23 protein-coding genes and 1 pseudogene are annotated in these 21664 nt (G+C 67.2%); 10 read left to right on the top strand and 14 right to left on the bottom strand.

What is annotated here, in order from left to right; genetic code table 11:
• Positions 1-2: 2 nt before the first annotated feature.
• The 4 genes from LG334_RS10585 to LG334_RS10570 form a co-directional block, all read right to left on the bottom strand.
• Positions 3-1319: an ABC transporter permease gene (locus tag LG334_RS10585; protein WP_404385897.1), complete on the bottom strand. Its 1317-nt coding sequence runs from the start codon at positions 1317-1319 to the stop codon at positions 3-5.
• Between the two features lie 147 nt (positions 1320-1466).
• Positions 1467-2567, bottom strand: a complete 1101-nt coding sequence (locus tag LG334_RS10580; RefSeq protein WP_404385895.1) for an extracellular solute-binding protein — start codon at positions 2565-2567, stop codon at positions 1467-1469.
• Positions 2568-2759: 192 nt separating this feature from the next.
• Complete coding sequence (locus LG334_RS10575) at positions 2760-3908, bottom strand: ABC transporter ATP-binding protein (protein ID WP_404385893.1); 1149 nt, start codon at positions 3906-3908, stop codon at positions 2760-2762.
• Positions 3909-3932: 24 nt separating this feature from the next.
• Entirely contained in the window at positions 3933-4076 is a 144-nt protein-coding gene (locus LG334_RS10570) for a hypothetical protein (protein ID WP_404385891.1), read from the bottom strand.
• A gap of 330 nt (positions 4077-4406) precedes the next feature.
• On the opposite strand from LG334_RS10570, the gene LG334_RS10565 reads away from it, so the two are divergent.
• Positions 4407-5372 carry a putative zinc-binding metallopeptidase gene (locus LG334_RS10565; RefSeq protein ID WP_404385889.1) on the top strand — a complete coding sequence of 322 codons (966 nt, stop codon included), beginning with the start codon at positions 4407-4409 and terminating at the stop codon, positions 5370-5372.
• A 36-nt stretch (positions 5373-5408) separates the two neighbouring features.
• Here the strand turns inward: LG334_RS10565 and LG334_RS10560 are convergent, their stop codons facing one another.
• Positions 5409-6101 (bottom strand): winged helix-turn-helix transcriptional regulator, encoded by a 693-nt coding sequence (locus LG334_RS10560; protein WP_404385887.1) that lies wholly within the window; start codon positions 6099-6101, stop codon positions 5409-5411.
• Positions 6102-6228: 127 nt separating this feature from the next.
• On the opposite strand from LG334_RS10560, the gene LG334_RS10555 reads away from it, so the two are divergent.
• A complete protein-coding gene (locus LG334_RS10555; RefSeq protein ID WP_404385885.1) occupies positions 6229-7686 on the top strand; it encodes an FAD-binding oxidoreductase in 1458 nt (485 codons plus the stop codon).
• A gap of 150 nt (positions 7687-7836) precedes the next feature.
• Here the strand turns inward: LG334_RS10555 and tnpC (LG334_RS10550) are convergent.
• The 3 genes and pseudogenes from tnpC (LG334_RS10550) to tnpA (LG334_RS10540) form a co-directional block, all read right to left on the bottom strand.
• Positions 7837-9493 (bottom strand): annotated as a pseudogene (gene tnpC / locus LG334_RS10550) (IS66 family transposase).
• A gap of 60 nt (positions 9494-9553) precedes the next feature.
• Entirely contained in the window at positions 9554-9901 is a 348-nt protein-coding gene (gene tnpB / locus LG334_RS10545; protein ID WP_404379667.1) for an IS66 family insertion sequence element accessory protein TnpB, read from the bottom strand.
• On the bottom strand, positions 9898-10179 hold the full coding sequence (gene tnpA / locus LG334_RS10540) for an IS66 family insertion sequence element accessory protein TnpA (protein WP_404385883.1): 282 nt from the start codon (positions 10177-10179) through the stop codon (positions 9898-9900). Before tnpA (LG334_RS10540) ends, tnpB (LG334_RS10545) begins: the two co-directional genes overlap by 4 nt.
• Before the next feature lie 163 nt (positions 10180-10342).
• On the opposite strand from tnpA (LG334_RS10540), the gene LG334_RS10535 reads away from it, so the two are divergent.
• The 5 genes from LG334_RS10535 to LG334_RS10515 all read left to right on the top strand — a co-directional run bounded on the left by LG334_RS10535 (position 10343) and on the right by LG334_RS10515 (position 13192).
• A complete protein-coding gene (locus LG334_RS10535; RefSeq protein WP_404385881.1) occupies positions 10343-10465 on the top strand; it encodes a hypothetical protein in 123 nt (40 codons plus the stop codon).
• 82 nt (positions 10466-10547) lie between these two features.
• Positions 10548-10982, top strand: a complete 435-nt coding sequence (gene tnpA / locus LG334_RS10530) for an IS66-like element accessory protein TnpA (protein ID WP_404379658.1) — start codon at positions 10548-10550, stop codon at positions 10980-10982.
• Positions 10979-11332 carry an IS66 family insertion sequence element accessory protein TnpB gene (tnpB, locus tag LG334_RS10525; RefSeq protein WP_404379660.1) on the top strand — a complete coding sequence of 118 codons (354 nt, stop codon included), beginning with the start codon at positions 10979-10981 and terminating at the stop codon, positions 11330-11332. Before tnpA (LG334_RS10530) ends, tnpB (LG334_RS10525) begins: the two co-directional genes overlap by 4 nt.
• A 48-nt stretch (positions 11333-11380) precedes the next feature.
• Entirely contained in the window at positions 11381-12964 is a 1584-nt protein-coding gene (gene tnpC / locus LG334_RS10520) for an IS66 family transposase (protein ID WP_404379661.1), read from the top strand.
• Between the two features lie 48 nt (positions 12965-13012).
• The gene (locus LG334_RS10515; protein ID WP_404385879.1) at positions 13013-13192 is read left to right on the top strand and encodes a hypothetical protein; all 180 of its coding nucleotides are present in this window, start codon (positions 13013-13015) and stop codon (positions 13190-13192) included.
• Positions 13193-13491: 299 nt separating this feature from the next.
• Here the strand turns inward: LG334_RS10515 and LG334_RS10510 are convergent, their stop codons facing one another.
• Complete coding sequence (locus LG334_RS10510) at positions 13492-14136, bottom strand: LuxR C-terminal-related transcriptional regulator (protein ID WP_404385877.1); 645 nt, start codon at positions 14134-14136, stop codon at positions 13492-13494.
• Positions 14137-14331: 195 nt separating this feature from the next.
• Between LG334_RS10510 and LG334_RS10505 the strand changes: the two genes are divergently transcribed.
• Positions 14332-14760 (top strand): bacteriohemerythrin, encoded by a 429-nt coding sequence (locus LG334_RS10505; RefSeq protein WP_404385875.1) that lies wholly within the window; start codon positions 14332-14334, stop codon positions 14758-14760.
• 12 nt (positions 14761-14772) lie between these two features.
• Here the strand turns inward: LG334_RS10505 and LG334_RS10500 are convergent, their stop codons facing one another.
• Positions 14773-15114 carry a DUF1491 family protein gene (locus LG334_RS10500; RefSeq protein ID WP_404385873.1) on the bottom strand — a complete coding sequence of 114 codons (342 nt, stop codon included), beginning with the start codon at positions 15112-15114 and terminating at the stop codon, positions 14773-14775.
• Between the two features lie 139 nt (positions 15115-15253).
• On the opposite strand from LG334_RS10500, the gene LG334_RS10495 reads away from it, so the two are divergent.
• Positions 15254-15877: a glutathione S-transferase family protein gene (locus LG334_RS10495; protein ID WP_404385871.1), complete on the top strand. Its 624-nt coding sequence runs from the start codon at positions 15254-15256 to the stop codon at positions 15875-15877.
• Between the two features lie 39 nt (positions 15878-15916).
• A complete protein-coding gene (locus LG334_RS10490; RefSeq protein ID WP_404385869.1) occupies positions 15917-17602 on the top strand; it encodes a thiamine pyrophosphate-binding protein in 1686 nt (561 codons plus the stop codon).
• 60 nt (positions 17603-17662) lie between these two features.
• On the opposite strand, the gene LG334_RS10485 is transcribed toward LG334_RS10490, so the two are convergent.
• The 4 genes from LG334_RS10485 to LG334_RS10470 form a co-directional block, all read right to left on the bottom strand.
• Positions 17663-18268: a histidine kinase dimerization/phosphoacceptor domain -containing protein gene (locus LG334_RS10485; protein ID WP_404385867.1), complete on the bottom strand. Its 606-nt coding sequence runs from the start codon at positions 18266-18268 to the stop codon at positions 17663-17665.
• A gap of 121 nt (positions 18269-18389) precedes the next feature.
• Complete coding sequence (locus LG334_RS10480) at positions 18390-19787, bottom strand: NAD(P)(+) transhydrogenase (Re/Si-specific) subunit beta (protein WP_404385865.1); 1398 nt, start codon at positions 19785-19787, stop codon at positions 18390-18392.
• A gap of 15 nt (positions 19788-19802) precedes the next feature.
• A complete protein-coding gene (locus LG334_RS10475; protein WP_404385863.1) occupies positions 19803-20225 on the bottom strand; it encodes an NAD(P) transhydrogenase subunit alpha in 423 nt (140 codons plus the stop codon).
• Entirely contained in the window at positions 20225-21457 is a 1233-nt protein-coding gene (locus tag LG334_RS10470) for a Re/Si-specific NAD(P)(+) transhydrogenase subunit alpha (protein ID WP_404385861.1), read from the bottom strand. The genes LG334_RS10475 and LG334_RS10470 overlap by 1 nt, the downstream gene beginning before the upstream one ends.
• Positions 21458-21664: the final 207 nt, after the last annotated feature.

Genomic DNA, 21664 nt, shown 5'->3' with positions numbered 1-21664 from the left:
TTCTACCCCAGCTTCATGTTGTCGACGCCGACAAGGCGGTTATACAGCAGGTACAGGATGACCACCGCCCCCAGCAGAATGGACGCGATCGCCGCTGCCAGACCCCAGTTGAGGGACTGCTGCATGTGGTAGGCGATGAAGTTGGTGATGAACCGGCCGGACTGGCCGCCGACCAGGGCCGGCGTGATGTAGTAGCCGATGGACAGGATGAAGACCAGAATGCCGCCCGCACCGATGCCGGCCAGCGTCTGCGGGAAGTAGACGCGGCGGAAGGCGTACAACTGCGACGCACCCATGGACCGCGCCGCGCGGATGTAGCTTGGCGGGATGGTCTTCATGACCGAATACAGCGGCAGGATCATGAACGGCAGCAGGATGTGCGTCATGGCGATGATCGTGCCGGTCTGGTTGTGGATCAACTGCAACCGGCCGTCGTCGGATATGAGCCCGACCGCGACCATCATGTCGTTGAGCACGCCTTGGCTCTGCAGGATGGCGATCCAGGTGGTGGTGCGCACCAGCAGGCTGGTCCAGAACGGCAGCAGCACCATGATCATCAGCAGGTTGGAGATGCGCATGGGCAGGTTCGCCAGCAGGAATGCGACGGGGTAACCCAGCAGCAGCGTCAGGAACGTGATGAGCAGACTCATCCACAGGGTCCGGATGAACAGATCCACGTAAAGCTGCATGTACTCCGGCTTCTCGACGATCTCCCCGGCCTCGTTGTATTCGAGGTCGAGCGCGGCCAGGTAGTACGACAGCGTGTAAGGGTCGGACTCGCGCTGGATGACGTGCCAGATGGCGGGGTCGCCCCAGTCGTCGTCCACGTCGATGAGGAACGCCTTGGGGTCCGCCGGCATCTCGGCGTTCCGGGCGTTGCGCGCCGTCTTCATGATGAGCGAGCGGGCGCCGGACTCCTCGTAGTTCAGGCGGGTCGCGACGCGGCCGATGGACCGGTTCTGCGCGCCTTCCTTGATGTCCTGGAAGACGGCGGCGTACACGGCATCGGGCGGCAGCCCCTGCCCGTCCCACGCCTGAATGGCCTCCACCGTGCGCGACAATTCCGTCGGCACCTCGGGATTGGAAACCGACCGCGTGAGCATGTCGAAAATGGGCATCACGAAGGACACCACAAGGAACACGAACAAGGGCGCCACCAGAAGCATCGCCTTGATCTTGCTCCGCCGCAACTTGCGGCTCAGGCTGACCTTGAGCGGCGTGCCGTCGGCGGTGGTCATCACCGCCGGTTCGGCGACCGCTTCCTCCGGTCGGCGGTTTGGGTAGTCGGCGGGCCTCGGCCCGCTGGAGATCGTCGACACCGAATGCCTCCCAGGATCTCAAGCAAACACGTAAGACGGCGGGCTCGCGCCGCCCCGTCCCGCCCGCCGCGCACCCCCGAAACGGGCGGCACGGGACGGACGGACAGGCGGGCGGACGGCGGAGCGGCGCGGGCCCCGAAAGCCGCCTTACTGCGCCAGCCAGGCGTTGAAGCGCTCGGTCAGCTCATCGATGTTGTCGGCCCAGAACGCGTCGTTCTTCGGCAGCGCGTTCTCGAAGTTGGGCCCGTAGGTCGGCATGTGCGGCTTCATGTCGATGCCGGTTTCGGCGTGGGTCGACACCAGCTTGGCCGAGGAGTTGCGGGCCGGACCGTAGGAGATGTACTTGGCCTGGTCGGCCAGGCGCTGGGTGTCGGTGGCGAAGTGCAGGTAGTCCTTCACCTTGTCCAGCTTGCCGGTCGGCACGACCCAGCCGTCCAGCTCGAACACCTGGCCGTCCCAGATGATCTCGAAGGGCTGGCCCTCGTTCACCGCGGCGTTGAAGATGCGGCCGTTGTAGGCGGAGCCGAAGGCCACTTCCTTGTCAGCCAGCAGCTGCGGCGGCTGGGCGCCCTCTTCCCACCAGATCACCTGGTCCTTGATGGTGTCCAGCTTGGCAAAGGCGCGCGCGACGCCCTCCTCGGTCTCCAGCATGTCGTAGACCTCGTCGGCCGGCACGCCGTCGGCCATCAGCGCCCATTCCATGTTGTTGATGGGCTTCTTCATGAGCGTGCGCTTGCCCGGATAGTCTTCCAGGTTGAACACGTCGTCGATGCTGTCCGGCTGCTTGTCCTTCGGGAACATCTCGGTGTTGAAGGCGACGATGTTCGAGTAGACGATCTGCGGAATGAAGCATTCGGTCAGCGAGCCCTCGATGAAGTCCTCGCTCGGCGGGGTGCCGTCCGGCGCGTCGGCCAGCAGTTCGTCGTGGGGGATCGGCTCGATCATGCCCTCGGCGCAAGCCACCAGGGCGTCGGCCGGCAGCATGTCGACCAGGTCCCAGGTCACGTTGCCGGCCATGGTCTGGGCGCGCAGGCCCGACAGGGCGTTGCCCGACTTGTCGATGTTGATGATCTCGTCGCCGGTCTTTTCCATCCAGGGCTCGTGATAAGCCTTCTGCTGGCTCATCGTGTAGGCACCGCCCCAGGAAACGATGTTCAGGGTTTCGGCGTTGGCAGCGGTGGTCGCGCCGAAAGCGACGGCGGTGACGGCACCGGCGGCAACGGTCTTGAGAAGAGTGCTCTTCTTCATGAGATGAAGGTCTCCCTGTCCTTCTTGAATCGCCAGGCGGAATCCGCACGGGTGCGGGACCACCCTGGCCTCGTAAAGGGGGAGCGACGCGACTGACCGCGCCGCGCCCCCGTTCCGGTCCGCGCGGGTTCCCTTGTTGACAGCTTTTCGGGTGGGAACCCGCGCGCGAACGCTTGAACGGATGCGCGCGCCTCAGGCGTCGAGGGCGCGGCAGTCCTCAAGCCCCCAGCCCACCGTGATCCGCTCGCCGCGGCGGTGCGGGCGAACGTTGGCGGCGTTGGGCGTCTTGACGACGAATTCGCGGTTGCCGAGCACGTTGACGCGCGTGCGGTGGTGGTCACCCAGGTAGATGACCTCCTCCACGTCCGCCTCGAAGATGTTGGGCAGCGATCCCGGCTCGGGGTCGATGACCACGCGCTCGGGGCGCAGGGACAGCGTGGAGCGTTCGCCCGTCTTGCTGACGTTGACCGCCAGCGCCTTGATCTCGGCCCCGCCGTCGACCTTGACGACGCACTTGCCGGCGGCGCCGTCCATCTCGATCACGTCACCCACAAGGGTGTTGTTCTCGCCGATGAAGCGGGCGACGAAGGCGTTGGAGGGGCGCTCGTAAAGCTCCTCCGGCGTCGCCAGCTGCTGCACCACGCCGTCGTTGAACACCGCGATGCGGTCCGACATGGTCAGCGCTTCCGACTGGTCGTGCGTGACGTAGATCATGGTCACACCCAGGTTTTCATGGATGTGCTTGATCTCGAACTGCATTTCCTCGCGCAGGTTCTTGTCCAGCGCGCCCAGCGGTTCGTCCATCAGGACCACGTCGGGCTCGAACACCAGGGCGCGGGCCAGCGCCACGCGCTGCTGCTGGCCGCCGGAAAGCTGAGCCGGGCGGCGGTCGCCGAAGGAGCCCAGGCGCACCATCTCCAGCGCCCGCTGCACCTTGGCGGCGCGCTCGGCCTTGGGAAGGCTGCGGACCTCCAGCGGGAATGCCAGGTTTTCGGCCACCGTCATGTGCGGGAACAGCGCGTAATTCTGGAAAACGATGCCCAGGCCGCGCTTGTGCGGCGGCATCGAGTTGATGGGCGTGCCCTTGAGCAGGATGTCCCCGTGGGTGGGGACCTCGAAGCCCGCCGTCATCATCAGGCAGGTAGTCTTGCCCGACCCGGACGGCCCGAGGAGCGTGATGAACTCCCCCTTCGCGATGTCCAGGTTGAAGCCTTTCACGACGAGCGTTTCGCCGTCGTAGCTTTTCTGCACGTCGCGGAACGATACGAACGCGGCGTCCGTCGACCCTGCCGCACCGTCGCGCGCCGGTTCGAGAACGTCCGTCTGTTCAGATGGCGGCATAAGGCGCCCTCCTCCTTACCTCTCCTACTGTGAACCGCCTCCCTGGCGGGCGCCGGCGGCGTGCCAGCGCGACTTGTTATTGTTCACCACGGTGCCGTTCAGGATCATGTCCGACGGCACGCTTGTGGCATCGGCGACACGACTGGGCCGCAGCTTCTTCGTATACAACTAAGCCCATTTTCCAAGAAATGGAAGCCTTTCGGTGCCATTTTGCCCCTCCGGGAAGGGTAAGAAAGCCCGAAATGGCGCCGGAACGCAGGGGTTTCGGGGCTTCTCGTCCTTGTACGGCAGTCGGTTATTTGGCGTACCCCAGGGTCGCGCCGCGGGGAGAAAATCACGACTGCTCCTCTTTCTGCAACGCCGTTGGCAGCGGAGCGTCTTTTTAGAGAATCGATCCGTGCGAACTGGCGCGTGTTGAAGCGCCGGCAGCGGGCATGGAAATCCTCACCTTCCGAATTTCGCTCATCCAGGCGCCGCCGCCTTTCGGAGTCCCACAGCATGCGCGTTTTCTCCAACCCCGTCGGTTCCGGCTCGCTCTGGTTCAACAACCTCGCCACGGCCGAGGGCATCCCGGTTGCCTATGACCCCCAAGCACGGGCTTTTCTGGCGACGCCGCCTTTCTGCGCGAACCGGGAGGTCATCGGCTGCAACTGGATTGCTCCGAAACAGGGGGCCTTCTGCCGATCCTGCGCCATGACCGCGCTGGCTCCGGACACCTCCATCCCCAATGCCATCCCCAACTGGGCCGAGACGGAGGCTGCGAAACGGTGGGTGCTCGACAATCTCGGCCGGTGGCACTGGTTCCGTCCCGAGGACCCGGGGGCGCCTCCCGTCTTCCACATGCTTGCCGAAGGCGCGACCCCCGTGCCCATGGGGCACGTCGCGGGCACGGTGACCATCAGCGTCGCCGAAGTCGATCCGGTTTTGCGCGTCACCCGCCGCGAGGCGCTGGAAGAGCCCTACCGCACCATGATCGGCCACATGCGCCACGAGATCTCGCACATGCTCTGGTGGCGGCTCAGCCTGCGCGAAGACTTCATCGCCGCTTTTCGATCCATGTTCGGAGACGAGCGGGCGGATTATGGCGCGGCACTTCAGCGCCACTACCACGAAGGTCCCCCGCCCGCCTGGAAGTCGAGCTACCTGACAAGCTACGCCTCGGCGCATCCGCATGAGGACTGGGCCGAGACCGCCGCGCACCTGCTGCACCTGACCGACATAACCGACAGCTTCACGGCGGCGGGCCTGTCTTCCCCGGACCTTCCGGGACGGGGCTGGGACCCCTATTCGGAACCGGACGCCATGCGCCTGATCGGCGTGGCGGCAAACCTTGTGGCCGGGGTCAATCACGTCAACCGCTCCATGGGGCTGTCGGACCTCTACCCCTTCGTGCTTTCAGATGTCGCACTCCGCAAGCTGACCTTCGTGCATGATTGGCTGCGCCGTGGAGCGCTGGGTTTTTGACCCGGTGCACCGCCGCCAATCGCGCCCATCCGCAGCCTACACGACGCGCTTGGGCTCTCGCGCGAAGGGGCTCAGGCCGAGCCATGCAGCCATGGACTCGGCAAGCCGCGGGTCGCCCGACACGTCCATGGTGCCGTCGTCCATCGCCGATCGGACACTACTCAGCCCCATCCAGATGCGTGTCATGGTCCGGAGATCGGTGACGACGTAGAGGTCGACGTCGAGGCCCGGATCGATGGAACACAGGTCCACCTCGCCGTCATTGACGATAAGCCACCAATGCCTTCGCGTTTGCCGCAACTCGGGATACAGGAATTCTATCACGCAACGCTGCCTTGGCATCGGCGAGCAGTCGAGGTTGCGCCGCATGTCCCACATCAGAAGACCGGGTTCGATGTTGTGCAGGCTGGGCTCCGTCTGGACCCAGCGCTGGCCCCACAGGCCCATGGCCTCCACCACCGGCCGCAGGTCGCGTCCCGCCTCCGTCAGGTGATAGTGATGCACCTCGGGCCGGCCGAGCGTAACGCGCTCGATCAGCCCCGCCTCCTCCAGTTCCTTCAGGCGCGTCGACAGGAGCGCCGGCGACATGCGCGACAGGCCCCGGCGCAACTCGTTGAAGCGCGTGCTGCCGGCGATAAGTTCGCGCAGGACGACCATTGTCCAACGCCGGCACAGGATTTCCGCCGCCATGGCAACGGGGCAGAACTGTCCGTAGGACTGGGCTGTCACGACAAGGCCCTCCCTGGTCCGCTTTGAGAAAGTCCCGATGCGGTACAGTTCCAGAACTTGAGCGCTTTTGTCGGGTATGTCCATTGTGCATGCGGACGACCTTTCAACCGTCCCGCGGAGATGCACGATGAAACCCGATAGGATCGCAACCCTCGACGGCCCCGCTTTCGTCCTGGACGCCCCGGCACTGGCGGCCTTGGAAACCGGCCTGCGCGGCCCGGTGCTCACACCGCAGAGCGCGGGCTACGACGATGTCCGGCAAATCTGGAACGGCATGATCGACCGCCGCCCCGCCGTCATCGCCCGCTGCCTGGGCACCGCCGACGTCATGGCGTGCGTGCGCTTCGCCGCCGAGCACCGGCTGCTGACCGCCGTGCGCGGCGGCGGCCACAACATTGCGGGGTCCGCCATGTGCGACGGCGGTCTGGTGATCGACCTGTCGCTCATGCGCTCAGTGCAGGTCGACCCGGAGGCGCGGACCGCGCGCGTTGAACCGGGCGCACTGCTTTCCGACCTGGACCGCGAGGCCCAGGCGCATGGCCTTGCCGTTCCGCTCGGCATCAACTCGACCACCGGTGTCGCGGGGCTGACCCTCGGCGGCGGGTTCGGCTGGCTCAGCCGGTCGCTCGGCATGACCGTGGACTCCCTGGCGGGTGCCGAGATGGTCACCGCCGACGGCGGTCGCCTGCGGGTCGACGCGGATCACCACCCGGAGCTGTTCTGGGGCCTGTGCGGCGGCGGCGGCAACCTCGGCATCGTCACGGCCTTTGACTTCAGGCTGCATCCGGTGGGCCCGGAGGTCCTGGCAGGCCTGGTCGTGCACCCCCTTTCACAGGCGCCGGACCTGCTGCGCCGGTACCGCGATCTGGCGGCGGCGGCGCCCGACGAGTTGACGGTGTGGGTGGTCATGCGGAGCGCGCCGCCCCTGCCCTTCCTGCCGCCGGAGGTTCACGGCACGCCGGTGCTCGTGTTCGCCCTGTGCCACAGCGGTCCGACGGAGCAGGCCGAGCGGGACGTGGCACCGCTGCTTGGCTTGGGCACGCCGGTGGGGACGCATGTCGGCGCCATGCCTTTCACGGCCTGGCAGGCGGCGTTCGACCCCCTGCTGGCGCCGGGCGCCCGCAACTACTGGAAGTCGCACAACTTCACCGCCCTCGAAGACGGCCTGATCGACCTGCTGGTGGACAACGCGGGGCAGTTGCCGTCGCCGCAAAGCGAGATCTTCATCGCGCAATTGGGCGGCGCGGCCTCGCGGCCCGCCAGTGATGCCACCGCCTATCCGCACCGGGACGCGGCCTATGTGATGAACGTCCACACGCGCTGGGACGAGCCGGCCGACGACGCCGGCTGCGTCGCCTGGGCCCGCGCCTTCTTCGACGCGACCGCGCGATTTTCCACCGGCGGCGTCTACGTCAACTTCATCCCCGCCGACGAGGACCGGGTTCGCGGCGCCTACGGTGCGAACTACCAGCGGCTGGCCGCCCTCAAGGCCGCGTGGGACCCGGGCAATCTGTTCCGCCAGAACCAGAACGTGGCGCCGGCGACACCGCGCTCCGATCCGCCGACGGTGGCGGTAGAGGCATGAGCCGCACGATGCTGGAACCAACACCCACCCCGCCAATGGAGAGATCCGACATGAGCACCGCCATAGAAACGAGACGGTTTGAAGATCCCGACGAGTTCCTCGACATGAAGTAAGCGTCTTCCAGCGGCTGCGGCGGCCGCCTGTTGACGGTCAGGCAGCCTTCTGGTCGTCCTGCGGCTGCCCGATGTTCCATGGCAGCAGGTCGTCGATGCGGTTGATTGGGTGGTCGGCGATGCGGGTCAGCACCTGGGTGAGATAGATCTGCGGGTCGAGGCCGTTGAGCCTCGCGGTCTCGATCAGCGTGTAGACGGCCGCTGCCCGGTGGCCGCCGGCGTCGGAGCCAGCGAAGAGGTAGTTCTTCCGGCCCAGGGCCAGCGGGCGGATAGCGCGTTCGGCGGCGTTGTTGCTGATCTCGCAGCGGCCATCGCCCGCGTAGCGGGTCAGCGCCGGCCAGCGCGTCAGGGCGTATCGCAAGGCGGCCGCCAGATCGCTCTTGCCCGGCAGCTTGCGGAGGCTGGTGTCGAAGAAGGTCTTCACCGCCTCCAGCCGGGGCAGGCTCTGTGCCTGGCGCACGCGCAGGCGCTCGTCGGCCGGGCGGCCGGTGATCCGACGCTCGGCGTCGAACAACGCGCCGATCAGCTCCAGGGCCCGGGCGGCGATGGGTGATCCGGTCGCCGCATGGACGTCGTGGATCTTGCGCCGCACATGGGCCCAGCATGCCACCTCCTGCACGGACGCGACGCCGTCCTCTCCCGGCTCGTACAGCTTGTTGAAACCGGCATAGCCGTCGGCGTGCAGAAGGCCGCGAAAGCCCTGCAACTCGGTCTGCGGATGGATGCCCTTGCGGTCGGGCGTGTAGCGGTAAAGCACGGCCGGCGGCGCCGGGCCGGCATGGGGACGTTCGTCGCGCAGATAGACCCATTGTCGCGCCTGCCGGGTCTTGCCGGCGCCCGGGCTGAGCACCGGCACCGGCGTGTCGTCGGCGTGCAAGGCGTCGCCGGCGCGCACGTGGCGGCCAATCGCCTCGACCAGCGGCGCCACCAGGGCGGCCGTCCTGCCGACCCAGCCCGCCAGCAGCGCCCGGGGCAGCGTCACGCCCTCGCGGGCGTAGATCTGGCATCAGGCGGACCAAGGCGCCATTCCGGCGTTCGGTCACGCCCTCGCGGGCGTAGATCTGGCTCTGGCGGTACAGCGGCAGGTGGTCGCAGTATTTCGACACCAGGACATGCGACAGCAGGGCCGGCGACGGCAGGCCGCGCGCCACCGGCAGGGACGGCATCGGCGTCTGCACCATGCTCTCGCACGTCCGGCACGACAGCGCCGGACGGACATGGCGGATCACCCGGAAACGGCCGGGCACGTAGTCGAGGATCTCGGTCACGTCCTCGCCCACCGTGCGCATGGCGCCGCCGCAGGCCGGGCAGTCGTCGGCGGGATCATGACGGACCTCGTCGCGCGGCAGATGCTCCGGTAGGGCGCGGCGACGGCGCGCGGCAGGCTGGTCCGGGGCGTCGGCCTCGGTCGGCTCCGGCGGCGCTTCATCCTCTGCTTCGGCCGCTTCGGCCGCTTCGGCCTCCAGGTCCTCCAGGGCCAGTTCGAGCTGTTCGATCTCGCGGGACAGCTTCTCCGACGATCGCCCGAACGTCATCCGCCGCAGGCGGGCGAGTTGCACCTTCAGCTTCTCGACTTCCAGCGCCTTGGCGGTCAGGCCGGCCCTGGCCGCGGCCAGTTCCTCGGCCTGCGCGGCGATGATCGCCCGCAGGGCCTCGACGTCGTCGGGAAGCTGGGAAGACGGTGCGGAAGGCATGGCCGGATTCTAGCCGCAGAAGCCCTAAAAACCAAGGATTTCGGCGCCTTCCGGGGCTCGTCAGCCGGCTGTCTCCGGCCGCCATGTCCGCGTCGGCATGCGCCAGTCGATGCCCTCGATCAGCATGCTCAACTGGGCCGGCGTCAGCGCCGCCACGCCGCCCTCCGCCGAGGGCCAGACGAAGCGTCCCTTCTCCAGCCGCTTGGTGAACAGGCAGAAGCCCTGGCCGTCCCAGGCGAGGATCTTGACCAGGTCGCCACGCCGCCCGCGGAAGACGAACAGGTGCCCCGAGAACGGGTCCTTCTTCAGGACCTCCTGCACCAGCATGGCGAGGCCGGGCATGCCCTTTCGCATGTCGGTCCGGCCGAGCGCCAGGTAGACACGCACGCCCGGCGGAACGGCGATCATGCCCCCTCCAGGGCCGCGACCAGCGTCCGCAACCGGGGTGGCGCGATGGTGGCCGGCACGATCAGGCGGCGCCCGTTGGTGAGCACGATCTCGACCGAAGACGGGTCTTCGGGCGCGGGAGCCGCCACTTCTTCCGGTTCCGTCACCTGGACGGGCAGAAAGCCGGGTGCAGTCGGAGCCGCCTTCCGGCACCAGCGTCCGAGGACGCTGGGATGAACGCCGTTCCGCCGCGCCACCTCGGCCACCGGGAGGCCGCTCTCCGCAACCTCTCTGACCATCCGCTCCTTGTCCGCCCGCGGCCATGACCGCCGCCGCGCCGGAGGCTGACTACCATCGTAGGCCATAAGCAACTCGCTCCTTCGGTCGATCCACTCCAAGATCGACGAAGTCAGCACTATCGGGACGCCGACGCCAAGGCAGCCGTCAAAAGACGGTTACGACATGAAGGAGCACGGCGGCATTGCCATCGTCAGAATGGCCGGTGGCAACATGGGGATGCGCGCCGTGTTCGAGCCCGGCTGGACATGGGAGGCCGACGAAAAGCCGCTGCTCGGCTCACCGTAAGCGGGGCTCCTCCCCCACCTGTTGACGAAGCGAGCTCTGCCGCATCGTGATCGCTTTCCGAGGCGAGCGAGGTGCGGCCACGATGGATGACGACAGACTTGATGCCTGGCTTGGAGACAGAGATGAAGCCAGGCCTTATCAGCGGGTGGAGGTCATCACTGGCCGCCGGCAGCGCCGACGGTGGACGGCGGATGAGAAAGCGGAGATCGTGGCAGCGAGCGCGAAACCGGGCGCCTGCATCTCGGACGTGGCGAGGCGGTACGGGGTGAACCGCGGCCTGCTGACGGTGTGGCGACGGGATGCCGGCATCGCCAAGGGAACCGCGGTCGCAGCCGGCGATCCGTTCGCCGAGATGGTGGTCGAAGCTCCGAAACTGGAGGCGCGTCCGCCGCAGCCCGATGCACGGCGGCCGGGTCGCATCGACGTCGTGGTCGATGGCGGGCATGCCGTGCTGTCGGGCGACGTCGATCCCGCCCTGGCGGTCGCCGTCATCGGCGCCCTGCGGAGGCCGCGGTGATCGCGCCGCCGACGGGCGTGAAGGTGGTGCTCTGCACGCAGCCGGTGGATTTCCGCAAAGGACACGACGGTCTGGCGGCGGTCGTGCAGGAAGCCCTGCGGCGCGATCCCTTCTGCGGCGACCTCTTCGTTTTCCGCTCGAAGCGGCTGGACAGGGTCAAGATCCTGGCGTGGGACGGCAGCGGCCTGTGCCTGTTCTACAAGCGGCTGGAGACCGGCCGCTTCACGTGGCCGCCGGTGCGTAACGGCGTCGTCACGGTGTCGCCGGCACAGATGGCGATGCTGCTCGAAGGGCTCGACTGGTCGCGCGTGCGGCGGCGGCCCGTGGAAACGCCGGAAGCCGCCTGTTGAGCCGGTTTCCGGCTGGCCCGGCGCCTCCGGAGCGGGTAAAATCCGGCCATGCCGCTCGACCTCGACACCCTGCCGACCGATGCCGCCGACCTGCGTCGGCTGGTTCTGGCTTTGGCCGAGGAGCGGGACGCGGCGACGGCTGAACGCGACGTCGAAAAGGACCGCGCCGACCGACTCGAACACCTTCTGGCGCAGTTGAAGCGGCTGATGTTCGGCCGGCGCTCCGAGAAGCTCGACCCCGACCAGTTGGCGCTCTCCTTCGAGGACCTGGAGCAGAGCATCGCCGCCGTCCATGCCGAGATGGATGCGGCCGCGCCGGTGGAGCGGCGCCGCCGGCGGACGGGTGACGAGCGGGCATCGCTGCCCAAGACCCTGCCCGAGATCGAGCGCGTCATCGACGTCGCGCCCGAGGACAAGGTCTGCCCCTGCTGCAACGGCGAGCGGCACGTGATCGGCGAGGACGTCAGCCGGCGGCTCGACGTCGTGCCGGTGCAGTACCGCATCCTCGTCACCCGGCGTCCGCGCTACGGCTGCCGGGCTTGCGAGACCGGCGTGGTGCAGGCGCCGGCGCCCGAGCATGTCGTGGCCTGCGGCCTGCCGACGGAGGCCCTGGTCGCCCAGGTGCTGATCGGCAAGTACGCCGACGGCCTGCCGCTCTATCGCCAGGCCCGTATCCTGGCCCGCCAGGGCATCGAGATCGACCGCTCGGTGCTGGCCGGCTGGGTCGGCCACGCATGCTGGTGGCTGAAGCCGCTGTACGACCGGCTGCGGCTGCACCTGCTGTCGTCGGCCAAGCTCTACGCCGACGAGACGCGCCTGCCGGTGCTCGACCCGGGGCGCGGCAGGACCAAGACGGCGCAGCTCTGGGCCTACGCCCGGGACGACCGGCCCTGGGGCGGCGGCGATCCGCCGGCGGTCGCCTATGTCTATGCCGTCGGCCGGGGCGCGGACCACGCGCGCGATCACCTCGGCGGTTTCGCCGGCATCCTCCAGGTGGACGGCTATGGTGCCTACAAGAGCCTCGTCACGGCGAAGGCCGGCGCCGCCTTGCCGCTGCCGATCACGCTCGCCTTCTGTTGGAGCCACCTGCGGCGCAAGTTCTACGAGCTTCATGTGAAGCAGGGCTCGCCGGTGGCCGAGGAAGCCCTGCGCCGGATCGCCGAACTGTACCGCATCGAGAGCGAGATCCGCGGTCAGGCGGCGGAGGAGCGCCAAGCCAAACGGGCCGCTCGGACCCGCCCCCTGGTGGAGAGCATGCGGACCTGGATCGACGCCCAGCTCGCCCGCGTGTCCGGCAAGGCGCCGCTCGCCGAGATCCTGCGCTACGCCGTCAACCACTGGGACGGCCTCTGCGTCTTCCTCGACGACGGCCGTGTCGAGATGGACACCAATGCCGTCGAACGTTGCATCAGGCCAGTGACTCTGGTCAGGAAAAATTCGCTATTCGCCGGTTCCGACGGCGGCGGCGACCACTGGGCCATCGTCGCGTCCCTCATCGAGACGGCGAAGCTGAACGACGTCGAGCCCTTCGCCTATCTGAAGAGCGTCATCGAGACGATCGTCACGGACTTCCCCGCATGCCGGCTGGACGAGCTCCTCCCCTGGAATTGGGAGGCCGCCGTCAACGGCTGATCAGTGTGGGCAACAAGCCCCGCTTACGGCTCACCGGCGACATGCCCGATGCACCACACGGGTTACTGCATTGGCGGACGGCTCGTGGTCCGCATGGTCGGCAGCGGTGTGGAGACGCGCATCGTTCCGGGCGACTTTTTCGAGATACCTCCGGGCCACGACGCCTACGTTGACGGTAACGATCGGGTGGAACTGATTCTTCTGGCGCCGCCCGAACACCAGCACTGACGAGACCATCGCCACCAGAGGTGGTTCCAGGACTCCGGACAGGATGCAAAGCTGGTCTCGCCACGCCGCCACTCCCCTATAAATAAACAAAAAAAAGGCCGTGCACGAGGCACGGCCCAAGTCTAGGGAGGAAACGTCCAAGAAGCAGCCGGGGGCGGAGCGCAGGGCGCGTCACCCCCTTGCTGCGATGCAAAATATGACTCCCCGGCACCCCGCTGTAAAGCCTTTTTTGCACCGCACCATTCTCGATTAGTCGAAATGACCCGGGAGTCTTGCGCTCCATCGGCAACGCCCCCGCCTCAGAGCTGCCAGCCGTTCTCCAGGGCGATGCGCACCGCCTGCGTGCGGTTGGCGGCACCCATCTTGCGATAGATGTTGCGAAGGTGCACCTTCACGGTGATTTCTTGCAGCGTAAGGCTTTTGGCGATGGCCTTGTTCGTCTCGCCCTCGATCATGTGCTCCAGGATTTCGCGCTCGCGCGCCGACAGCAGCCCCAGGGGATTGGGCTTCCGCGCCGGAGCCTCCCTGAGCAGGATGCTGTCGCCGGAGCCGCCGGCCGCCTCGAAGGCGCTCGCGGGGAAGTACCGCTCGCCCAGAAGCACCAGGCGCAGTGCGGCCACCATGGCTGGTCCGGGCATGGTCTTGGGCAGGTAGGCCGCAAGGCCCGCCCGCGCCACGGCCAGGATGTCGTCCACCGCCTGGGAGGCCGAGAGAACCACCACCGGCGCAGGAGCGAAGGCCTTCGTGACGCGGGTCAGGCAGGCCGCGCCTTCGACGCCCGGCATGCGCAGATCCATGATGACCAGATCCGCCGCCGCCGCGCCGGCCAGAAGGCCGTCAAGGTCGCCGTGCTCCTCGACCTCCACCGAGTCGGCAAGTTCCTCAAGGAAAGGTCTCAGCCCGGATCGGACCAACTCGTGGTCATCGGCCAGAACGACACGCATGGAATCCCCTTATCTTTTCAACCACCTTGATCGGCGATTCTGTCTCGCCAAATGTTTTACGGTTGAATTAGTCGGCTGTCACGCCTCACGTCTCGCAGCGCACCCTGGGTGCCGCCAACTGTGCGCGAAGGTTCTTTTCCCAGGGGCGCTCGGAGTGCTATGAAGACCCGATCGAAAAGGGGGATGGGCATACGCATGGTGCAGTCGCTGCTGACCTGGACGGACAAGATGAGCGTCGGCGTGGAGACGCTGGACGCCGACCACAAAAAGCTCATGGGTTTCGTCAACGAGCTTCACGCCGCGGTGAAGACCCGCGCCGGGGCCGAAACCGTGGGCCGCATCCTGGACGAGCTGATTGCCTACACCGAGTACCATTTCGAAGTTGAGGAACAGTTGCAAAAGCTGGCCCGCTTCCCCGACCGTGCCGCCCATCACGAGAAGCACGAGGCCCTCAAGGCCAAGGTCTACCAGTTGCGCGATACCTTCCGTGCCAATCCCGAGTCGCTGAACAACGTTAAGGTGTTTGATTTCCTGTCGGACTGGCTGGTGCGCCATATCCTGGGCGATGACATGAAATACGCCCCTTACCTCGCGAAGGCCGCAAACAGGGCGACGTCGGCCTGACGGTCCGGCGCGCTACAGGGCCAGGATGTCGTCCTCAAGCGGGTGCCAGCCGTCGCGGCTTTCGATCTCTACCACCCACAGGTCCTCGTCATAGCGTGCCTGGCGCTCGATGTAGGCGTCGGCCGTCGGTTCGTCGACGGGCTGCGGCCCGGTACCCCGCATCCAGCCGCGCCGCCCGCCGGCGTCGGTGACCGGCGTCAGCACGGTACAGCCGGCGTCGAAGGCGTTCACCTTCACCAGCAGCGCTCCTGCATCGGGATCGCCCTTGCGCACCACCATCGCCGGCACCGCGCGCGTTTCGCACTGGCGAATGATGGCCTGCACGCGCAGGCGGGTCTTCAATCGGCTGTCCATGCGTTCTCTCCGGGCTCGGGCGGCCCTTGTAACCGCCCCGAGACACGCGCCGCAACGGCCCTTTTCGAAAGCCCTCGCAGCGCGTTACGGTTTTGCGCAGTCATTGGCATCCTATCTCCGAACGCAGGAGGAATGCGTCGTGATCCTCGTCGGCCGCAACCTGTCGCCCTACACCCGCCGGGTCGCCGTGAGCCTGGATTTGCTGGAAATGCCCTTTGAACGCCGCGAACTGGCGACGGCCACCGATGTGGAAGCAATCAAGGGCTACAATCCCCTCGGCCGCGTTCCGGCGCTGGAGTTGCCGGACGGCGAGGTGCTGATCGAGTCGGCCGCGATCCTCGACCACCTGGACGAGATGGCCGGCCCCGGCCTGCGCCTCACCCCCGCCGCCGGCCCGGCCCGCCGCGCTGTCATGCGGCTGTGCGCCTTTGCGACCGGAGCCATGGACAAGGCGGTCCAGGCCTACTACGAGGAAACCCGCCGGCCGGAGGAGGTGCGCTGGCCTGCCTATGCCGCACGCGGCGACGAGCAGGTGCGCGCCGGCCTCTCGGAACTGGAAAAGGCCGCCCGCGTGGCCGCCGACGGCGGCAGCGGCTGGCTGGTCGGCGATCGCCTCACGCAGGCCGACGTCACGGCAACGGTGACTCTGGATTTCGTCAACACCGTCCGCCCCGGCCTTGTGGCGGACGGCGACTTGCCCGTCCTTCACGCCCTGGCGAACCGCTGCAACGCCCTGCCGGCGTTTGCCAGGACCCGCCCATAATCCCCTGCCACACAACAAGAAAAAGCGAGCACGCTTCTCATGTCCGCAGCCAACACTCCCCGGTCCGGTGGCCGCATCCTGGTTGACGAACTGGTGCGCCACGGCGTCGATACCGCCTATTGCGTTCCCGGCGAAAGCTATCTTGCCGTGCTGGACGCCCTGCACGACGCCACCGTGCGGGTGATCACCGCGCGCCAGGAGGGCGGCGCCGCCTTCATGGCCGAGGCCCACGGGAAGATGACCGGCCGGCCGGGCATCTGCTTCGTCACGCGCGGACCGGGCGCCACCAACGCCTCCATCGGCGTGCACACGGCCTTCCAGGATTCGACGCCCATGATCCTGTTCGTCGGCCAGGTGGCACGCGACCAGATGGAGCGCGAGGCGTTCCAGGAAATCGACTACCGCCGCATGTATGGCGAGATGACCAAGTGGGTGGCGCAGATCGACGACGCGCGCCGCATCCCCGAATTCGTCAGCCGCGCCTTCCACACGGCGACGGCCGGCCGTCCCGGCCCCGTGGTGCTCGCCCTGCCCGAGGACATGCTGCGCGATGTGGTGGAGGCGCCCGAGGTGGCTCCCTTCCGCACGCCGGTTCAGCCGCATATCTCGTCGGCCGACCTCATGGACCTGCGCGACGAGTTGTCCCACGCCAAGCGCCCCTTCATGATCCTGGGCGGCGGCGGCTGGACGCCGAAGGCGGTGAAGGACATCCAGCAGTTCGCCGAGCGCCAGAACCTGCCGGTCGGCTGCTCCTTCCGCACGCAGCACCTGTTCGACAACGACCACCCGCTGTACGCCGGCGACGTCGGCATCGGCATCAATCCGGCACTGGCCGAGCGCATCAAGGCCAGCGACCTGCTCATCGTGGTGGGCGCGCGGCTCGGCGAGATGACCACCGGCGGCTACGAAATGCTCAAGCCGCCAAAGCTGCCGCAGCACCTGGTGCACGTGCATCCGGGCGCCGAGGAACTGGGCCGCGTCTTCCAGCCGGACCTCGCGATCAACTGCGGCATGGAAAGCTTCGCCCACGCCGCCAGCAGTGTGAAGCCGGTGAATTACGCCGCCCGCGAGGATTGGGCCAAGGCTGCCCGCGCTGATTATGAGGCATGGAACGACCCCGCTCCCGTAACGACGCCGGGCGCCGTTCAGATGGGCACGATCATGGCATGGCTGCGCGGCCACCTGCCCAAGGACGCCGTGATGTGCAACGGCGCCGGCAACTATTCCGTCTGGGTCCACCGGTTCCACCGCTACCGCGGCTTCCGCACGCAGGCCGCACCGACCAACGGCACCATGGGCTATGGCGTGCCGGCGGCGGTCGCGGTGAAGGCCGCGAACCCCGAGCGCACCGTGGTCGCCTTCGCCGGCGACGGCTGCTTCCAGATGAACGGGCAGGAACTGGGCACGGCGGTGCAGTTCGGGCTGCCGTTCATCACCATCGTGGTGAACAACGGCATGTACGGCACCATCCGCATGCACCAGGAGCGCGCCTATCCCGGCCGCATCTCGGCCACCGATCTGGTGAACCCGGACTTCGTCATGCTTGCGAAGGCCTACGGCTGCCATGCCGAGTTGGTGGAAAAGACCGAGGACTTCGCCCCGGCATTCGAGCGCGCCGAGGCCAGCGGCAAGCCGGCGCTGATCGAGGTGCGGATCGACCCCGAAGCCATCACGCCGCGCGAAACGCTGAGCGGCATCCGCGAAAAGGCATCGGCGAAAGCGTAAGGGCTATCGCCCAGGCCCGGGCGCACCGGCGCTCGGGCCTTTTCGGTTCGTGCCTTGCGGCTAGTGATGTGGCCACTCCAGGCGCACCGGTCCTTCATCAAGCACGAGGCGCCCCTGCACCTGCCGCATGAGACTTTCCGAAATGCGCAGGCCGATGCCGTCCTTGCGCAGATTGGCGGCCGGTACCCCCGTGCCGCCGTCCTGCACCACCAGTCTCGTCCACCCTGCCTCGGGTCCCGGCCCCAGGACCACCGCGATCGGCGGCCCGCCGTGTTCCACCGCGTTGACCAGGACCTCCATGGCGGCGATGGCGAGCGGGATGGCGTCCTCCAGCGACACCTCGACAGGCTCGAGCCGCATCTCCAGAGACGGGGCCATGTCCGGCTCCACCTGGCGGTGCGCTTCCTCGGCCATGTCCGCTATCAGCGCATGGAAGTCCACCACCACGCGCCCGCCCTCGGCATCGTCCGGCACCACGCGGGCCAGCGCATAGGCGGCGGCCGCCGCCGACATGCGCACCTCCAGGCGCTGCAGCGTCTGCGGCGACGCATCGTCGCCGCCCTGGCGGATTTGCAGGCGCAACAGGCTGAGCAGCATCTGCATGGTGTTCCCGATGCGGTGCCGCGTTTCGCGGTACAGCCGTTCCCAGTCGACGTCCTGTGCCATGGTACCTCCCCGAGACCGGCGCTCGCATAGTGCGGGCGCCGGAATTCACAAGCGTTTCCCCTGGAACGCGAAAGGGGCGGGCCAGGTGGCCCGCCCCAATCGGATACTGTCATGAAAAGGGTCACAAGGACCCGACGATCTCCTCGGTCATCTTCTTGGCGTCGCCGAAGAGCATCATGGTGTTGTCGCGGAAGAACAGCTCGTTGTCGACGCCGGCGTAGCCGGCCGACATGGAGCGCTTGACGAACAGCACCGTCTTGGCCTTCTCCACATCCAGAATGGGCATGCCGTAGATGGGGCTCTGCGGATCCGTCTTCGCCACAGGGTTCGTCACGTCGTTGGCGCCGATGACATAGGCGACGTCGGCCGTGGTGAACTCGTGGTTGATCTCCTCCAGCTCGAAGACCTCGTCATAGGGCACGTTGGCCTCGGCCAGCAGCACGTTCATGTGGCCCGGCATGCGGCCGGCGACGGGGTGGATGGCGTATTTCACGTCCACGCCCTCTTCCTTGAGCATGTCGGCCATTTCACGCACCGCGTGCTGCGCCTGCGCCACGGCCATGCCGTAGCCCGGCACGATGATCACCTTGCTAGCGTTCTTCATGATGAAGGCCGCGTCGTCGGCGGAACCCGCCTTCACCGCGCGGTCGCCGCCGGCGCCACCGGCCGCCGCCGCCGCGTCGCTGTCACCGCCGAAGCCGCCCAGCACCACGTTGAAGATGGAGCGGTTCATGCCCTTGCACATGATGTAGGACAGGATCGCGCCCGAGGAGCCGACCAGCGCGCCGGTGATGACCAGCGTCGAGTTGCCCAGCGTGAAGCCGATGCCGGCCGCCGCCCAGCCCGAGTAGCTGTTCAGCATGGAGACGATCACGGGCATGTCCGCGCCGCCGATGGGCAGGATCAGCAGGAAGCCCAACGCCAGCGCCAGGATGATGATGAGGAAGAACGCCGCCTCGCTGCCCGAGGCCGCGAAGAAGGCCACCAGCACCACCAGCAGGATGCCGAGCGCGCCGTTCAGCGGGTGCTGCATGGCGAACACCAGCGGCTTGCCGGAGACCAGCCCCTGAAGCTTGGCAAACGCCACAAGCGAGCCAGTGAAGGTGATCGCACCCACCGCCGTGCCGATGGACATCTCGATCAGCGAGCCGGCGCCGATTTCGCCCGGCGTGCCGATGCCATAGGCCTCGGGGTTGAACAGCGCCGCCGCGGCCACCAGCACGGCGGCAAGGCCGACCAGCGAGTGGAACGCCGCCACCAGCTGCGGCAGGGCCGTCATCTGGATGCGCAGGGCGATGACGGTGCCGATGGCGCCGCCGATGATGATGCCGAGAATGATCCACACATAGGACGTCACCACCGGCGACATCAGCGTGGTGATGATGGCGATGGCCATGCCGACCATGCCGTAGAGGTTGCCCCGGCGGGCGGTTTCGGGACCCGAGAGCCCCCGCAGCGCCAGGATGAACAGGACCGACGCCACCAGATAGGCGAGGATCGTGAAGCTTTCGACTGCCATAGTGCGCGGTCCCCCTTACTTCTGCTTCTTCTTGAACATGGACAGCATCCGCTGGGTGACCATGAAGCCGCCGAAGATGTTCACGCTCGCCAGAATCACGGCGATGAAGCCGAGAACCTTGGAGCCGGAGAACAAGTCGGGGCCGGCCGCCAGAATGGCACCGACGATGATGACCGAGGAAATGGCGTTGGTCACCGCCATCAGCGGCGAGTGCAACGCCGGGGTCACGCGCCAGACCACGTAGTAGCCGACGAAGACGGCCAGCACGAAGACAGTCAGAAGCCAATAGAATTCGCTGGGGCCGCTCGCCGCCTGCGTGGCGGCGTCGGCGGTAACTCGCGACGCCGCCTCGGCCAGGGCGCGCGCGGTGGCGGCCATGGTTTCGGCCTGGTCGGCCAGGGCGTTGGCGCCCTGTTCAATCACGTCCTGGTTTGCCATCACGCGCCTCCCTCGCTCTTGTCCTTGTCCTCGGCGGGCGTTTCATCCGCCTTCGGTTCGGGCTTGGGCTCGGGTGTCGCCGCGGCCTGATCCTTCAGCATGGGGTGGACGATCTCGCCGTCGCGGGTCACGCAGGTGCCCTTGATAAGCTCGTCGTCCCAGTTGATCTTCAGCGCCTTCGACTCCTTGTCGACATGCGGCGTCACGAAGTTGAACAGGTTCTTGGCGAACATCATGCTGGCGTCGGAGGCGACGCGCGAGGCCATGTTGGTGTGGCCGATGATGATGACGCCGTGCTTGGTGACGACCTTGTCGGGCTCGGTCGCTTCGCAGTTGCCGCCCGTCTCGGCCGCCAGGTCGACGATGACCGACCCCGGCTTCATGGTCTTCACCTGCTCCTCGGTGATCAGCGTGGGCGCCTTCTTGCCCGGGATCAGCGCGGTGGTGATGACCATGTCGGCCTTGGTCAAGTGCTCACCGATAATCTTCTTCTGCTTCTCGAAGTATTCCGGCGGCATTTCCTTGGCGTAGCCGGTGGCCGTCTCGGCTTCCTTCTCCATCTCCTCGTCGACCACGACGAACTTGCCGCCGAGCGACTGCACCTGCTCCTTGGTGGCCGGGCGCACGTCGGTGGCGAAGACGACCGCGCCCAGGCGCTTGGCGGTGGCGACGGCCTGCAGGCCGGCGACGCCGGCGCCGAAGATCAGCACGCGGGCCGGCGGGACGGTGCCGGCGGCCGTCATCATCATGGGCATGGCGCGGTTGAAGGTGGACGCGCCGTCGATCACGGCCTTGTAGCCCGCCAGGTTGTTCTGCGAGCTGAGAATGTCCATGGACTGGGCGCGCGTGATCCGCGGCATCAGTTCCATGGCAAACGCGGTGATCTTCTTCTTGGCGAGCGCCTCGACGCACTTGCGCTGGGTCAGCGCATGCATCTGGCAGACCAGGACCGCGCCTTCCTTGTAGTTGGCAAGTTCGTCGCCACCCTCGCCGCGCACCAGCGGGCGCTGCACCTTCAGGATGACGTCGGCGTCCTTCACCGTGTCGGCGGCGGAACCGCCGATGGTCGCGCCGGCGTCCTTGAACGCGTCATCGGTGAAGGCCGCGCCCTCACCGGCGCCGGTTTCGACCACCACGTCGAAGCCCAGGCCAACCAGCTTTTTCACCGTGTCCGGCGAAGCGCCCACGCGAAGTTCCCCTTCGCGCCGCTCCTTCGGTATGGCGATTTTCATCCGGTTTATCCCCTCTATTGTCTGTGCCACGCCTGCTCCGGTATGACCCCACCATGGCGTTTCGCAGCGCACAACGCAAGCGGGGTTGCCGAAGCGGATGCCTCCCACATCCGCGCGGCGCCTAGAGTATTAGGTTTTCCTCATGGACATAACCCACCCGTTCGGGGCGGATTTGCCGCAGCCGAAACGCTGATGAAAATTCCCCCC

Origin of the sequence: Caenispirillum salinarum, from assembly GCF_044803115.1 — a bacterium.
GTDB classification, from domain to species: Bacteria; Pseudomonadota; Alphaproteobacteria; order Rhodospirillales; family Rhodospirillaceae; genus Caenispirillum; species Caenispirillum salinarum_A.
This window is presented reverse-complemented; position numbering and strand designations above follow the sequence as displayed.